The 14,755-nt window shown below is 70.5% G+C and carries 15 protein-coding genes; 9 read left to right on the top strand and 6 right to left on the bottom strand.

The features are described 5' to 3' along the window. The first annotated feature begins 563 nt into the window (after nt 1-563). Complete coding sequence (locus ABTX60_RS22455; RefSeq protein ID WP_352098874.1) at nt 564-782, top strand: DUF397 domain-containing protein; 219 nt, start codon at nt 564-566, stop codon at nt 780-782. A 93-nt stretch (nt 783-875) separates the two neighbouring features. Here the strand turns inward: ABTX60_RS22455 and ABTX60_RS22450 are convergent, their stop codons facing one another. Continuing rightward, nucleotides 876-1,391: an ATP-binding protein gene (locus ABTX60_RS22450; protein ID WP_352098774.1), complete on the bottom strand. Its 516-nt coding sequence runs from the start codon at nt 1,389-1,391 to the stop codon at nt 876-878. A 330-nt stretch (nt 1,392-1,721) separates the two neighbouring features. Here ABTX60_RS22450 and ABTX60_RS22445 point away from each other — a divergent pair, with 330 nt between their 5' ends. The 6 genes from ABTX60_RS22445 (at nt 1,722) to ABTX60_RS22420 (ending at nt 7,244) form a co-directional block, all read left to right on the top strand. After that, nucleotides 1,722-2,558, top strand: a complete 837-nt coding sequence (locus ABTX60_RS22445) for a Sco1979 family transcriptional regulator (RefSeq protein ID WP_502992370.1) — start codon at nt 1,722-1,724, stop codon at nt 2,556-2,558. Nucleotides 2,559-2,654: 96 nt separating this feature from the next. Then, nucleotides 2,655-4,118, top strand: coding sequence for an aldehyde dehydrogenase family protein (locus ABTX60_RS22440; protein WP_352098773.1), 1,464 nt, complete (start codon nt 2,655-2,657; stop codon nt 4,116-4,118). 140 nt (nt 4,119-4,258) lie between these two features. Next, nucleotides 4,259-4,810 (top strand): DinB family protein, encoded by a 552-nt coding sequence (locus tag ABTX60_RS22435; protein WP_352098772.1) that lies wholly within the window; start codon nt 4,259-4,261, stop codon nt 4,808-4,810. Nucleotides 4,811-4,820: 10 nt separating this feature from the next. Continuing rightward, nucleotides 4,821-5,462, top strand: a complete 642-nt coding sequence (locus tag ABTX60_RS22430) for a PadR family transcriptional regulator (protein ID WP_352098771.1) — start codon at nt 4,821-4,823, stop codon at nt 5,460-5,462. A 73-nt stretch (nt 5,463-5,535) separates the two neighbouring features. Next, on the top strand, nt 5,536-6,486 hold the full coding sequence (locus tag ABTX60_RS22425; RefSeq protein ID WP_352098770.1) for an ATP-binding cassette domain-containing protein: 951 nt from the start codon (nt 5,536-5,538) through the stop codon (nt 6,484-6,486). After that, a complete protein-coding gene (locus ABTX60_RS22420; RefSeq protein WP_352098769.1) occupies nt 6,483-7,244 on the top strand; it encodes an ABC transporter permease in 762 nt (253 codons plus the stop codon). The genes ABTX60_RS22425 and ABTX60_RS22420 overlap by 4 nt, the downstream gene beginning before the upstream one ends. A gap of 8 nt (nt 7,245-7,252) precedes the next feature. Here ABTX60_RS22420 and gad read toward each other — a convergent pair whose 3' ends face one another. Continuing rightward, on the bottom strand, nt 7,253-8,659 hold the full coding sequence (gene gad / locus ABTX60_RS22415; RefSeq protein WP_352098768.1) for a glutamate decarboxylase: 1,407 nt from the start codon (nt 8,657-8,659) through the stop codon (nt 7,253-7,255). Between the two features lie 48 nt (nt 8,660-8,707). Next, nucleotides 8,708-10,000: an ion channel protein gene (locus tag ABTX60_RS22410; protein ID WP_502992367.1), complete on the bottom strand. Its 1,293-nt coding sequence runs from the start codon at nt 9,998-10,000 to the stop codon at nt 8,708-8,710. Between the two features lie 115 nt (nt 10,001-10,115). On the opposite strand from ABTX60_RS22410, the gene ABTX60_RS22405 reads away from it, so the two are divergent. Next, nucleotides 10,116-10,877, top strand: coding sequence for a MerR family transcriptional regulator (locus ABTX60_RS22405; protein ID WP_352098766.1), 762 nt, complete (start codon nt 10,116-10,118; stop codon nt 10,875-10,877). Nucleotides 10,878-10,896: 19 nt separating this feature from the next. On the opposite strand, the gene ABTX60_RS22400 is transcribed toward ABTX60_RS22405, so the two are convergent. After that, on the bottom strand, nt 10,897-11,262 hold the full coding sequence (locus ABTX60_RS22400; RefSeq protein WP_031110265.1) for a YbjQ family protein: 366 nt from the start codon (nt 11,260-11,262) through the stop codon (nt 10,897-10,899). 135 nt (nt 11,263-11,397) lie between these two features. On the opposite strand from ABTX60_RS22400, the gene ABTX60_RS22395 reads away from it, so the two are divergent. Beyond that, on the top strand, nt 11,398-12,318 hold the full coding sequence (locus ABTX60_RS22395; RefSeq protein WP_352098765.1) for a DedA family protein: 921 nt from the start codon (nt 11,398-11,400) through the stop codon (nt 12,316-12,318). Nucleotides 12,319-12,408: 90 nt separating this feature from the next. On the opposite strand, the gene ABTX60_RS22390 is transcribed toward ABTX60_RS22395, so the two are convergent. Together ABTX60_RS22390 and ABTX60_RS22385 are read right to left on the bottom strand one after the other, a co-directional pair. Continuing rightward, nucleotides 12,409-14,106, bottom strand: a complete 1,698-nt coding sequence (locus ABTX60_RS22390; protein WP_352098764.1) for a threonine/serine exporter family protein — start codon at nt 14,104-14,106, stop codon at nt 12,409-12,411. Between the two features lie 120 nt (nt 14,107-14,226). Next, nucleotides 14,227-14,718, bottom strand: coding sequence for an inorganic diphosphatase (locus ABTX60_RS22385; protein ID WP_007452023.1), 492 nt, complete (start codon nt 14,716-14,718; stop codon nt 14,227-14,229). Between the last annotated feature and the right edge of the window lie 37 nt (nt 14,719-14,755).

Here is a 14,755-nt window from a genome sequence, read left to right as displayed (position 1 = left end):
GCCGCGCGACGGCATTTCCGCGAACCGTGCCGGGGCGCTGCCGGGCGCGGCACGCGTGGGTCGGCGGGGCCCGCAAGCCGAGCGGGTGTCCGGCGTCGGTCCGAGCCGGGCACCGGCCACCAGGACGACCCCGGTCTCCTGCGACCGGTCCATTTCTTCTCGTCCTCGCAGGCCACGGCCGCCTTCCGGATGCGGGTCGGCCGGCCGAACGCCCTTCGGGCGGCCGAGCGTCTCAGCTCACGCTTCTCCGGCGCGGCCCCCGCGCCGACGCCTCGCATCGCCGTCGAGCGGATGCTCCGCCTCCACCGGACCTCCCCGAACCGGGCCACTTCGGCGCAGGCCGCAGGGAACGAGAGGCGGGGACGAGCCGTCAAACAGTCGAGAGTTCGGTCAAGCGGTCGTCAAAGCTGTAACCGCGGGACCACCCCGCGTGCACGTGCATCTGCCCATGCATCTGCACATGAACAGGGCTATGATCCGGGTCAGTTGACCACTGCACCAATGGCCACACCAGCCAGTGCACCACCGGGGAGCGACCTGTGGACCACGACGCGTACAACGGTATGGCGGCCGCCGGACTGAGCGGTGTGGCCTGGCAGAAGAGCCGGCACAGCAACTCGCAGGGCTCCTGCGTGGAGTTCGCCCGGCTGCCGGGCGGTGACGTGGCCGTGCGCAACTCGCGCTTCCCCGAAGGTCCCGCGCTGGTCTACACCCGGGCGGAGATCGAGGCGATGCTGCTCGGCGTGAAGGACGGCGAGTTCGACCACCTGGTCGGCGGCTGAGCCTCCGGCAGCCCCCGGTATGAATCGGGGCGATCCGCCCTCAGCGCGCGGTAACGCGCGTAGAACCGCGACGCGAGAATGCGCCGCGGTCTCTCATTCCCCGCCGGGTCGTGAACCGGCGGGCGGCAGCCGGAACAGCGCCCAGACCACCTTGCCGTCGAGCGCGCCGGCGAGCGGGTGCCAGCCCCAGCTGTCGCTGAAGGAGTCGACGAGGAACAGCCCGCGTCCCGACTCCGCCGAGAAGTCGTCGGTCTCCCGGGCGACCGGACTGTCGTGACTGGGATCGCGCACCGCGCACACCAGCCGCTCGGCCCACCGCATCAGGTGCAGTCGTACCGGGGGTTCGCGGTCGCCGGTACACGCGCTGCCCGTCGGCAGGCCGTGCCGCAGCGCGTTGGTGACGAGTTCGGAGACCACCAGGCAGACGTCGTCGAACCGATCGCCCATGTTCCACTGGTCGAGGGTTCTGCGGGTGAACCGCCGCGCCTCGCGCACCGCTTCGTAGCGGGCGGGAAGAGCGCAGGAGGCGGCGTCGGACACGGCCGCGGGATCCAGCGGCGGAAGGCCCTGCCGTAACGGCTCGAGCATGGTCGATCCATTCGTCCCCATGCGAGGCACTCCCGGGAATTCGCGGTCGGTGCGATGCGGCGGTGGTGCGGGACCATGGTTTCGGATGCGTACAGCAGATGCAAGGGCAGATGCACGTGCACGTGACCGGAATGAGATGTCCCGTACCGCTTGTTGGCCAATTTTTCCGTCATCTTCGCGTCGCTCTTTGGCCGTTCACTTGCCTTCTTCTTGCCCCGCGCGCGAGCGTCGACCGTCTCGATTCCGTTTCCGTAACCGGACGAGTACTGCTCGGAGTGTTTTAGTGGCAGACTGCGGCCCCTGAAGACGTTGGGGAGGCTGGCGAACGTGAGCGCGGGAGAGCCGGGATCGGTGGTGCGGCGCATGCTGCTCGGATCACAACTCAGGCGACTGCGTGAGGCGCGGGGCATCACGCGCGAGGCGGCGGGCTATTCGATCCGCGCCTCCGAGTCGAAGATCAGCCGGATGGAGTTGGGCCGGGTGAGCTTCAAGACCAGAGACGTCGAGGACCTGCTGACCCTGTACGGCATCACCGACGAGCAGGAGCGCTCCTCCCTGCTGTCCCTGGCCAAGGAGGCCAACGTCGCCGGGTGGTGGCACAGTTACTCGGACGTGCTGCCCAGCTGGTTCCCGACCTACGTCGGGCTGGAGGGCGCGGCCTCGCTGATCCGGGCGTACGAGGTGCAGTTCGTGCACGGCCTGCTGCAGACCGAGGCGTACGCCCACGCGGTGGTCCGGCGGGGCATGCAGGGCGCGAGCGAGGCCGACGTCGAACGCCGCGTGGCGCTGCGGCTGGAGCGGCAGAAGTACCTCTTCGACGAGCGCGCGCCCGACTTCCACATCATCCTGGACGAGGCCGCCTTGCGCCGCCCGTACGGCGACCGCGAGGTGATGCGGGGCCAGCTCCAGCACCTCATCGAGATCTCGGAGCGGCCCAACGTGCGGCTCCAGGTGGTGCCGTTCAGCCTCGGCGGCCACGCCGGCGAAAGTGGCGCGTTCACGATCCTCAGCTTCCCGGAGTCCGACCTGTCGGACGTCGTCTACCTGGAGCAGCTCACCAGCGCGCTGTACCTGGACAAGGCCGAGGACGTCGCCCAGTACGAGAAGGCGCTCAAGGAGCTCCAGAGCGACAGCCCGGGCCCCTCGGAGAGCCGGGACCTTCTGCGGGGCCTCCTCCAGCTCTCCTGAAGTAATCCTTCAACTCACCTGAAACATCAGTACGATGACGTGTGATCAGATCGTGATGGCGCGATCGGAGATCTTCCAGGGATCGAGGGATCACACATGTCGTCGTCCTGCTTCACCGACCTCGCACAGCAGTACATCGACGGTGAGTGGCGCCCGGGTACCGGTTCCTGGGACATCATCGACTTCAACCCGTACGACGACGAGAAGCTGGCGTCGATCACCATAGCCACGGTCGACGAGGTCGATCAGGCCTACCGGGCGGCGGCCCGCGCCCAGAAGCAGTGGGCCGCGACCAACCCCTACGCCCGCCGGGCGGTCTTCGAGAAGGCGCTTCGCCTGATCGAGGAGCGCGAGGCCGAGATCTCCGAGGCCATCATCGCCGAGCTCGGCGGCACGCGCCTGAAGGCCGCCTTCGAGCTGCACCTCGCCAAGGAGTTCCTGCGCGAGGCGGTCCATCTGGCGCTGGCCCCCGAGGGGCGGATCATCCCCTCCCCGGTGGACGGCAAGGAGAACCGCGTCTACCGCGTGCCGGTCGGTGTCGTGGGGGTGATCAGCCCCTTCAACTTCCCCTTCCTGCTGTCGATCAAGTCGGTCGCCCCGGCGCTCGCGCTGGGCAACGCCGTGGTGCTCAAGCCGCACCAGAACACGCCGATCGTCGGCGGCTCCCTGGTCGCGAAGATCTTCGAGGACGCGGGGCTGCCCGGCGGGTTGCTGAACGTCGTCATCACCGACATCGCGGAGATCGGCGACGCCTTCCTCGAGCACCCGGTCCCCAAGGTCATCTCCTTCACCGGTTCCGACGCGGTCGGCCGGCACGTGGCGACCGTCTGCGCCCGCCTGTTCAAGCGCTCCGTGCTCGAACTGGGCGGCAACAGCGCGCTGGTGGTCCTCGACGACGCCGACGTCGACTACGCGGTCGACGCGGCCGTCTTCAGCCGGTACGTGCATCAGGGGCAGGTCTGCATGGCCGCCAACCGGGTCCTCGTCGACCGGTCGGTCGCGGACGAGTTCACCGAGAAGTTCGTCGCCAAGGTGAAGACCCTCAAGGCGGGCGACCCGCGCGACCCGGAGACCGTCATCGGCCCGGTCATCAACTCCTCTCAGGCGGACGCGGTCTCCGGCGTGGTAGAGCAGGCCCTCGCCGAGGGCGCCACGGCCCTGGTGCGCGGCGGTCGGACCGACAACCTCCTCGGGCCGTCGGTGCTGACCGGCCTTCCCGCCGACTCGGCGCTGCTCCGGCAGGAGGTCTTCGGGCCGGTCGCCTTCCTCGTCCCCTTCGACGGCGAGGAGGAGGCCGTACGGCTCGTCAACGACACGCCCTACGGCCTGAGCGGCGCCGTCCACACCGGGAACGTCGAGCGGGGCGTCGCCTTCGCCCGGCAGATCGATACGGGCATGTTCCATGTGAACGACGGCACCGTGCACGACGAGCCGATCGTCCCGTTCGGCGGTGAGAAGCACTCGGGCATCGGCCGGCTCAACGGCGACACGATGCTCGACTCGTTCACCACGACCAAGTGGATCTCGGTGCAGCACGGCCGGAGCGGGTTCCCGTTCTAGAGCCTTCCGGCACGCGGGGCGCATTCCCCGTTCCAGAGCCTTCGGCACCCGGGCCTTGCGGACAGAACCTGACCGCAAGGGCCCGTAGCTTTGCCGGTGTCAGGGGGAGAGACCCCCGGGCCCGGTGAAAGGCGGCGGTCATGGTCACTCACGTTCCGGCGGAGGCACACGGCGACGAGCGCGGGGCGCTCCTGGCCTTCATCGCCGAGCAGCGCGGCGGCGTGCGCCGGGCGGTGCTCGGGCTGACGGACGAGCAGGCGTCGTCCCGTCCCAGCGCGAGCGAGCTGTCCCTGGCGGGGCTGGTCAAGCACGTCGCCGAGGTCGAGCAGCTGTGGGTCGCCCTGGCCAAGGGCGAGCCGCCGGCCGTCGTGCGGGACCAGAGCAACTGGCACGAGTGCTTCCGGCTGGTCGAGGGCGAGACCGTCGCGTCGCAGCTGGAGTACTGGGAGAAGGTCGCCGCCGAGACGGAGGCGTACATCCGCTCGGTCCCCAGCCTCGACGACACCTTCGCGCTGCCGGCCCAGCCCTGGTTCCCGCCGGACGGCCGGGTCTCCCACCGCTGGCTCTGCCTCCACCTCATCCGCGAGACGGCCCGGCACGCCGGTCACGCGGATGTCATCCGCGAGTCCCTGGACGGCAGGACCGCCTTCGAGCTGGTGGCCGAGGAACAGCAGGTGGCGGCCGGGTCCTAACCTGGACCGCATGTCAGCGATCCGTCTCCTCGTGCTCGGCGCGGTCCGTATGCACGGCCGCGCCCACGGCTACCAGGTGCGCAACGACCTGGAGTACTGGGGCGCGCACGAGTGGTCCAACGCCAAGCCCGGCTCGATCTACCACGCACTGAAGCAGATGGCGAAGCAGGGGCTGCTGCACGCGCACGAGATCGCCCCGTCCACGGCGGGCGGCCCGCCGCGCACGGAGTACGAGATCACCGCGCAGGGCACCGAGGAGTACTTCCGGCTGCTGCGGGACGCGCTGGTCACCTACGACCAGCGCGGGGACGTGAAGACGGCCGCCGTCGGCTTCGTCGTCGACCTGCCGCGGGCGGAGGCGGTGGCGCTGCTGAAGGAGCGGACCCTGCGGATCGAGCAGTGGCGGGCCTCCGTCCTGGAGCACTACGTGCCCGAGGAGGGGCCCGGACAGCTCGGGCACATCGGCGAGATCATGAACATGTGGGTCCACACGGCCGACTCCGAGGGTGAGTGGACCCGCGGTCTCATCGAGCGCATCGAGGGCGGCGCCTACACCTTCGCCGACGAGGGCGACCCGTTCGTCGGCGTCTTGGCCGACGACGAGGAGAACCCGTACGCGACGGGGGAGCCACACCCCGGCGACGCTGATTAATCAAGTTTGACGACTGGCTCGGCGGGGTTTATCTTCGAGCGTGTAGTCAACTTTGACTAGCGAGGGAGGTCCGGTGGCCGACACGGCGATCACCGTCGAAGGCGCGGAGAAGACCTACGGCGACAAGAAGGCGCTGAACGGGCTCGGCCTCACGGTCGCGCGCGGCACGGTGCACGGGGTGCTCGGTCCGAACGGCGCGGGCAAGACCACCCTGGTGAGGGTCCTGTCCACCCTGCTGCGGCCGGATGCCGGCCGGATCGAGGTGGCCGGGCACGACGTGGTGCGCGAGCCCTACGCCGTGCGGCTGCGCATCGGCCTGCTCGGCCAGCACGCCGCGCTCGACGAGGAGTTGGGCGGACGGCAGAACCTGGAGCTGTTCGGCCGGCTGCACCATCTGGGCGCGCGGCGGGCACGCGCGCGTGCGGACGAACTCCTGGAGCGTTTCGGTCTGGCCGGCACCGGCCGCAAGGCGGTGCGGCAGTACAGCGGCGGCATGCGGCGCCGCCTGGACCTCGCCGCCTCCCTGATCACCGAGCCGGAGGTGCTGTTCCTGGACGAGCCCACCACCGGTCTGGACCCCCGCGGGCGGGCCGAGGTGTGGTCGTCCGTCCGCTCCCTGGTCGGCGGCGGCACGACGGTCCTGCTCACCACCCAGTACCTGGAGGAGGCCGACCAGCTCGCCGACCGCATCTCGGTCGTCGACGCCGGCCGGGTCGTCGCCGAGGGCACGGCGGACGAACTGAAGGCCCAGACGGGCGGCGACCGCATCGACGTGGTCTTGCGCGACGCCGGCCAACTGGGTACCGCCGTGGCGCTGTTGCCGCTGACCGGGATCAGCGTCGACGCCGACCGCCGGCTGCTGAGCGCCCCGGTCACCGACCGCATGGAGGCGCTCTCCGGGGTCGTACGGGCCCTTCGGGACGCCGGGATCGAGGCGGAGGACGTCGCTCTGCGCCGCCCGACGCTGGACGAGGTGTTCCTGCACCTCACCGGGGACGACCACCGAGTGAAGGAGGCCGCGTGAGCGCGCACGCCCTGACCGACTCCTGGACCATGACCCGCCGGGAACTCGCCCGCTGGGGGCGGCAGCCGGTCCAGGTGGTCGTCAGCCTGGTCTTCCCGGTGATGCTGCTGCTGATGTTCGGCTACCTCGTCGGCGGCGGCCGGGGGGTGAGCGGCGAGTACCGCGACTACCTGATCCCCGGCATGCTCGCGCTCACCATGGCCTTCGGCCTGGAGGGCACGATGCTCGCCGTCACGCAGGACCTGAACAAGGGCGTCATCGACCGCTTCCGCTCGATGCCCATGGCCGACGGAGCCGTCCTGGTGGGCCGTTCGGCCGCCGACATGCTCCAGTCGGCGACGGGCCTGGCCGTGCTCATCGGCGTGGGCGCCGCACTCGGCTGGCGGCCCGGCGGCGGCCCGTCGGCCCTCCTCGCCGCCGTGGGCCTGCTGCTCCTGTTCCGGTTCGCGATGCTGTGGATCGGCATCCACCTGGCCCTGGTGGCGGGGAAGCCGGAGATGGTCCAGGCCGTGCAGATCCTGGTCTGGCCGGTCGGCTTCCTCTCCAACGCGCTGGCCGCACCGGGCTCCATGCCCGGCTGGCTGGGCACGGTCGTCGAGTGGAACCCGATGTCCCACACGGCCACGGCCGTTCGGGACCTGTTCGGCGTGCCCGGCACGGAGTCCGGGCACACCTGGGCCGCGGTCGTCTGGCCCCTGGCCCTGCTGGCGGTGTTCTTCCCACTGGCGGTGCGGAGGTTCGGGCGGCTGAGCCGCTAGGTCGTCCGCTAGTGGTGGAAGCTGGTCGCCGCGCCCTTGTCCTCCGTCAGCGGGCGCGGCTGCCGGCGCAGGTCCGGCAGCAGCCGCTCCAGGTCCTGCGCGAGCAGATCGGCGAGGTCGGCGGAGAAGCCGTTGCGGCACACCACCCGCAGCACGGACAGGTCCTCCCGGTTCTTCGGGAAGGTGTACGCGGGCACCAGCCAGCCGTGTTCGCGCAGCCGCCGTGACACGTCGAAGACGTCGTACGCCGTCACGTCCGGGGCGGTCGTGAAGGCGAACACCGGCAGTTCGTCGCCCCGGGTCAGCAGCCGGAAGTCGCCGAGCGCCTCGACCCGCCCGGCCAGATTCCTGGCCACGTCCCGCGCGGCCTGCTGGACGGCCCGGTAGCCGTCCCGGCCCAGCCGCAGGAACGTGTAGTACTGCGCCACGACCTGCGCGCCCGGGCGGGAGAAGTTCAGCGCGAACGTCGGCATGTCGCCGCCCAGGTAGTTCACCCGGAACACCAGGTCCTCCGGCAGCGCCTCCGCGTCCCGCCACAGGGCCCAGCCGACGCCCGGGTAGACCAGCCCGTACTTGTGTCCCGAGGTGTTGATCGACGCCACCCTCGGCAGCCGGAAGTCCCACACCAGGTCCTCGTCGAGGAACGGCGCGACCATGGCCCCGGACGCCCCGTCCACGTGCACCGGGACGTCCAGCCCGGTCCGTTCCCGCAGCGCGTCCAGCGCCGCGCACAGGTCCGCGATCGGCTCGTAGGACCCGTCGAACGTGGAGCCCAGGATGCCGACCACGCCGATGGTGTTCTCGTCGCACAGTTCGGCAGCGGCCTGCGGGTCCAGGTGGAACCGCTCACCCTCCATGGGCACCAGCCGGGCCTCCACCTCCCAGAAATTGCAGAACTTCTCCCAGCAGACCTGCACGTTGACGCCCATCACCAGGTTGGGCCGGGCCCCCGGGTAGCGGTCGGCGTTGCGCTTCGCCCAGCGCCGCTTCAGCGCCATCCCGGCGAGCATGCACGCCTCGCTCGACCCGGTCGTCGAACACCCCACGGCACTCGCCGGGTCGGGCGCGTGCCACAGGTCCGCGAGCATCGCCACGCAGCGCCGCTCCAGCTCGGCGGTGCGCGGGTACTCGTCCTTGTCGATCATGTTCTTGTCCCGGCACTCCGCCATCAGCAGCCCGGCCTCGGGCTCCATCCAGGTGGTGACGAAGGTGGCGAGGTTCAGCCGGGCGTTGCCGTCGAGCATCAGCTCGTCGCGCACCAGCTGGTGGGCGGTCGCCGGTGCGATGGGCTGGTCCGGGAGCCGATGGGTGGGCGGGGCCTCGGCCATGTCGCCGAGGGGGTTGGCGGGGCCGTAGAAGGGGTTGACGGACAGACGGCTTTCGGCGGCTCGGCCGGGACCTTCGTGGAGCGGCATGGGTGTCTCCAAGGGTGGGTTCTCACGGGGTGAATTCGGCGGGGAGCTTCAGCGGACCGACGTGCCGTCCTTGCGCAGCTGCATCTGCGGCCGGCCCGTGACCAGCAGCCAGGCCGGCAGCGAGGCGATGCAGAGCAGGGCGATGATCCCCGGCTCGGCGACCAGCACCGCGGCCACGAACAGGCTGATCCAGCCCTGCCGCGTGATCGCCAGCAGCACCCCGAGCACACCGGCGGACACCCCCACCGAGGGATGCACCCCGGAAACCAGGGCGTGCGCGCACAGGCCGAGGGCGGTGCCGACGAACACGGCGGGGAAGATCCGCCCGCCACGGAAGCCGCAGGACGCGGCGACGACCAGCGCGGCCAGCTTCACCACCGTCATGACGGCGAACTCCCCGGCCGACCAGCCGTCCGGGTCGTGCGCCAGCGTGGCGATCTCGTCGAGCCCCTTGAACAGCGTCAGATGGCCGCCCAGCGCCGCGAGAGCGCCGAGCACGACCCCGCCCGCCGGGAGCATCAGCATCGGGTGCCGCAACCGCCGGAACGCCGCGTGGACGTACGGGAAGGCCCGCACGGCACACAGGGCGAGCAGCGCGCCCACCGCGGCGACCGCGACCGACGCCAGCAGGTCGGACCAGCCCGGCCGGCCGAAGGTCGGCAGGTTCAGCGCGAAGCTCGGGTGGTCGAGGAGGGTGACGGTCAGGGAACCAGCGGCCGCGGCGGTCAGCGGCGCGAAGAGGTTGTCCCACAGCATGCCGCGGGTCTCCTGGCGGGCCAGCAGCTCCGAGATCGCCAGGGCGGCCGCCACCGGGGTGCCGAACAGGGCGCCGATGGTCGCCGCCTCCGCCAGCGCCGGCCAGATCCGGCCCGGCGCCCGGGGGATGAACCGGCCGCCCAGCCAGACCGCCAGGCCGACGTTCGCGGCGATGATCGGGTTCTCGGGACCGAGGCTGGGGCCGCCGGCCAGCATCAGCGCGTTGGCCAGCAGCAGCCCGGGCAGCACCACGGGCGGCAGGACGGGGGCCTCCAGGCCGACGGTGGCGGGATCGGGGCCCGCGTGTCCCGGCACCTTCCACACGACCAGCCCGACCGCGACGCCGGTCGCGGTGAGCACCGCGAACATCCAGGCCACGGAGTACCGGCCGACCCCGAGCGCGTCCGGCACGGTCTCCCACAGCACGTCCTGCAGCTGCTCGGCGGCGACCTCCACCCCCACCAGGATCAGGCTGGAGATCACGCCCACGACGACGGCGGGCAGGATCGACGGCAGCAGGGCGCGGGCGGGGGTCGACGGGGTGACGGCGGGCGCCCGGTCTTCGGAGTCCTGGACCACGGGCACACGATAAACGGATCAAACGCCAGAAATCGGGTAAAGGGGCAACACGCTTGCACCTCACGTGGCGTGAGGCCCGACCGTGGAGCCCGGAAGAAGACCGAAGAAGAAGGGCGCGGAAGTGAGCTACTCCGTGGGACAGGTCGCGGGCTTCGCCGGCGTCACGGTGCGCACACTGCACCACTACGACGACATCGGCCTGCTCGTCCCGAGCGAACGCAGCCACGCGGGGCACCGGCGCTACAGCGAGGCCGACCTCGACCGGCTGCAGCAGATCCTGTTCTACCGGGAGCTCGGCTTCCCGCTCGAGGAGGTCGCCGCCCTGCTCGACGACCCGGACGCGGACCCGCGCGCGCACCTGCGCCGCCAGCACGAACTGCTGACCGCCCGGATCGAGAAGCTGCGGAAGATGGCGGCGGCCGTGGAGCACGCCATGGAGGCACGCACGATGGGAATCGACCTCACGCCCGAGGAGAGGTTCGAGGTCTTCGGGGACAACGACCCGGAGCAGTACGCCGAAGAGGTGGAGGAGCGCTGGGGCGACACCGACGAGTACGCCGACTCGCAGCGCCGCACCGCGAGCTACACCAAGGAGGACTGGAAGCGCATCCAGGCCGAGGCCGCCGACTGGGGCGAGCGCTACGGCGCCCTGATGTCGGCGGACGAGCCGCCCACCGGCGAGGCGGCCATGACCCTGGCGGAGGAGCACCGGCAGCACATCTGCACGTGGTTCTACGAGTGCTCCTACGAGATCCACCGCTGCCTCGGCGAGATGTACGTCTCCGACGAGCGGTTCAAGGCGTTCTACGACGCGCTGCGCCCGGGCCTCGCCGAGCACCTGAAGGACGCGATCGCCGCCAACGCGGCACGCCACACCTCCTGATCCCCGGCCCGGGAGTGCCTCACTCCCGGGTCAGGACCACCGCCGTGCCGTACGCGCACACCTCGGTACCGACGTCCGCCGCCTCCGTCACGTCGAAGCGGAACGCCAGGATGCCGTTGGCGCCACGCGCGCGTGCCTGCTCCACGAGCCGCTCCATCGCCTGGTTGCGGGTCTGCACCAGCGTCTTGGTGAGACCGCGCAGTTCGCCGCCGACCATCGACTTCAGCCCGGCGCCGATCTGGCTCCCCACGTGCCGGGAGCGCACGGTCAGGCCGAAGACCTCGCCGATCACCTCCCGCACGTGGTAGCCGGGTACGTCGTTCGTCGTGACGACGAGAACCTCGGGCTCAGGGCCCTGACCGCCGCCGTACTCATCGATGCCCATGGTTCACAGCTTTGACCGGGCTCGCGCACAGTGCATCCTGAGTACGCCCATGGAACCTGGGCCATGACGGCTGCGTTGATACTTTGAGGCAGCCAGCCCCCGCCCGTACCCCACTGCAGCAGGAGCCACATCCCCGTGACCACGCTTGCGCTCGGCCCCGAGTGGCTCAGCCCGGACTACCTGATCTCGACGTTCAGCCTGCCCGGCATCCTGCTCATCGTCTTCGCGGAGTCCGGTCTCTTCGCGTTCCTGCCCGGCGACTCCCTGCTGTTCACGGCGGGGCTCTTCGTGGCCGAGGGCACCTACATCACCCAGCCGCTGTGGCTGGTCTGCACGCTGATCGTGCTCGCCGCCGTCCTCGGCGACCAAGTGGGCTACATGATCGGCAAGTTCCTGGGCCCGAAGCTCTTCAACCGTCCCAACTCCAAGCTCTTCAAACAGGAGAACCTGGACAAGGCCCACGAGTTCATGGAGAAGTACGGCCCCAAGGCGATCGTCCTGGCCCGCTTCGTCCCCATCGTGCGTACCTTCGCCCCCATCGTGGCCGGCGCCGGCCGCATGAAGTACCGCACGTTCCTCACGTACAACGTCATCGGCGGCATCGCCTGGGGCACCGGCGTCACCCTCGCGGGTTACTGGCTCGGCCAGATCGGCTTCATCAAGAAGAACGTCGAGGCGATCCTCGTCCTGATCGTCGTGCTCTCCGTCGTCCCGATCATCATCGAGTACCTGCGCGACCGCTCCAAGAAGAAGCGCGCGGCGGCCGAGGCCCCCGAGCAGCGGCAGCAGCCCCCCGCCATGGACGACGCGACGACCCAGCTCCGCCGCATCACCCCCGATGACCAGCCGCCCCACCAGCAGCCGCAGCAGCAGCCCTACGGCAACCAGAACGGCTACAACGACCAGCAGTACTACAACCAGTACCCGCAGAGCCCGGGCTACGGACAGCAGCAGGGCGGCCACCAGCAGCCTGCCCCGGGCTACGGCCACCAGCAGCAGGGCGGCCACCAGCAGCCGTACGGCACACAGCAGGGGCCTTACAACAACGGCTACTGAACCGACCGTCCCGGGGGCGCGGGGAAAGCGCGAACACCCCCACCGGCCCGCGGCCGCCGACGTACCCCCAGCCCCCCGACCTCCTCGGGGCTAGAAACCCCTGGTGCGCTTGGCGGCCCGCCGCTTCTCCGCGGAGCCGATCCTCAGGAACATCCGGGAGATCTCGGACCCGAGGTTCACGCCGATGGCGATGGCCATGGCGAGCGCCACCGCCTTCGACAGCGACACCAGCCCTTCGTCCACCTCGCTCTGCGCGATCGCCAGCAGCCCGAAGTACGTCGCGGAACCCGGCAGCAGGGGCCCGATCGCCGCCGTCGTGTAGGGCAGCGCGGAGGCGAACTGGTACCGGGACAGCAGCTGCCCGAACAGCCCCACGAGCCCCGCCGCCGCCGCCGTGGAAGCCACCGGCGAGATGTCCCCCACGTAATGCATCGCCCCGTAGACGACCCACGCGACCCCGCCGTTGAGCGTCACCCACATCACGGTGGATCGATCCTGCTGGAGCAGTACCGCGAACGCCAGTGACAGCAGCATCGACGCGCCGATCATCATCACCGGGTCGTCGGAGGCACCGAGCGCCTGGTCGGGGTTGAGCCGCGCGCCCAGCTGCACACCGAAGTACAGCACCAGCAGCACACCGGCGACGATGCCGACGAAGAAGTACATGACCTCCAGCAGCCGCGCGGACGCGGTGATGTAGAAGCCCGTCAGACCGTCCTGCACGCCCGCCACCAGCGCCCGCCCGGGCAGCAGCGCGAACAGCCCACCGGTGATGACAGCGGAGGCCTTCACGTCCACGTGGCCGATCGTCAGCGCGACGCCGATCGCGGCCGGCGGCATCGCGGCCACCGTGAACTGGTAGAACTCCGGCAGCCCGCGCCCCGCGCACAGCCACGCCAGCCGGTCACCGAGCATCGCGCCCAGCGCCGCGGCGACGAACACGATCAGGTCACCGCCCACGAGCACGGACGCCGCACCGGCCAGCAGCCCGCTCGCCCCGGTCAGCGCCCAGCCGGGATAGGGATGCCGGTTACGGCGGATCTCCGCCAGCCGCCGGTAGGCCTCCTCCAGGGAGACCGCCGTCTCGTCGTCACTGAGGTCGTCCACCAGCTGGTACACGGCCGCCAGCCGCGTGTAGTCCGTGCCCCGGCGGCGCACCGTCCGCGACGCGGTGACCGGGTCGTCCACCAGGGACGGCTGGTACGAGATCGCCAGCAGCGTGAAGGTGACGTTGGGCTCGCAGCGGTCCAGCCCGTACGACCGGCAGACGGCGAACATCGCCGCCTCCACGTCCTCGGCGCCCTCACCGCCCGCCAGCAGCAACTCGCCGATACGCAGCGTTAGGTCGAGCACGCGGGGCACCGCGGGCCCGCTCTCGTCGGTGCCGCGCTGGCTCGTCTCCGGCGCCGGCCGCTCCGCCACCGGCATGCGCAGCATCGTGCGCATCCGGTCCTGCCAGGGCACGTCCTTGGTCAGGCTGACCACGGGAATCCCGCTCGGTGGTGTGAAGGCCGTCGGGGCGTGCTTCGCGCTGTACGTGCTCGGAGGGGTGAAGGCCGACCCCTCCTGCTCCACGGAGGGCGCCGCCTGGACGTCCAGCCCGTGCGGCACGGCGAACTCGGACGTCGTGTCGGACTCCGCACCGGCCGTTCTGAGCAGGGCCAGCCCCTCGGGGATCGCGAACTCCGACGTCGTCGACATGTCCCCGTCGAGGCCGGTCCCGGCCGGAGGGACGAACGCACTCCTCGCCTCGTCCGACCTCGGTTTGCGGTCCTCCGCATCCATCACTGCCTGGCGCTCCCTGTACGACACGTCAGCCTCGTACCCCCCACAGCCTCAGTATGCGCACAGACGGACGAACGGGCCGCACACGCAGGCGTGCGGCCCGTCAGCATCAGGAACAGGAGGTCAGTGACCGCCCTGGTCCTTGAAACGCTTGTAGGACCGCTCGATCTCGGCCTCGGCGTCGGTGCGGCCCACCCAGTCGGCGCCCTCGACCGACTTGCCGGGCTCCAGGTCCTTGTAGACCTCGAAGAAGTGCTGGATCTCCAGGCGGTCGAACTCCGACACGTGGTGGATGTCCCGCAGGTGCTCCACGCGCGGGTCCGTCGACGGCACGCACAGCAGCTTGTCGTCGCCGCCGGCCTCGTCCGTCATGCGGAACATGCCGATCGCCCGGCAGCGGATCAGGCAGCCCGGGAACGTCGGCTCGTCGAGGATGACCAGCGCGTCCAGCGGGTCGCCGTCCTCGCCGAGGGTGTTCTCGACGAAGCCGTAGTCGGTCGGGTAGGCGGTCGAGGTGAAGAGTCGCCGGTCCAGGCGGATACGACCGGTCTCGTGGTCCACCTCGTACTTGTTGCGCGAACCCTTCGGAATCTCGATCGTGACGTCGAACTCCACCGGTGGCTCCTCCATGATCAACACATAGTTCTGGTGG

It is taken from the genome of Streptomyces sp. NPDC126510, assembly GCF_040302345.1.
Lineage (GTDB): Bacteria > Actinomycetota > Actinomycetes > Streptomycetales > Streptomycetaceae > Streptomyces.
Note: the sequence above shows the minus strand (reverse complement) of the source record. Positions and strands in the feature narration are given on the sequence as shown.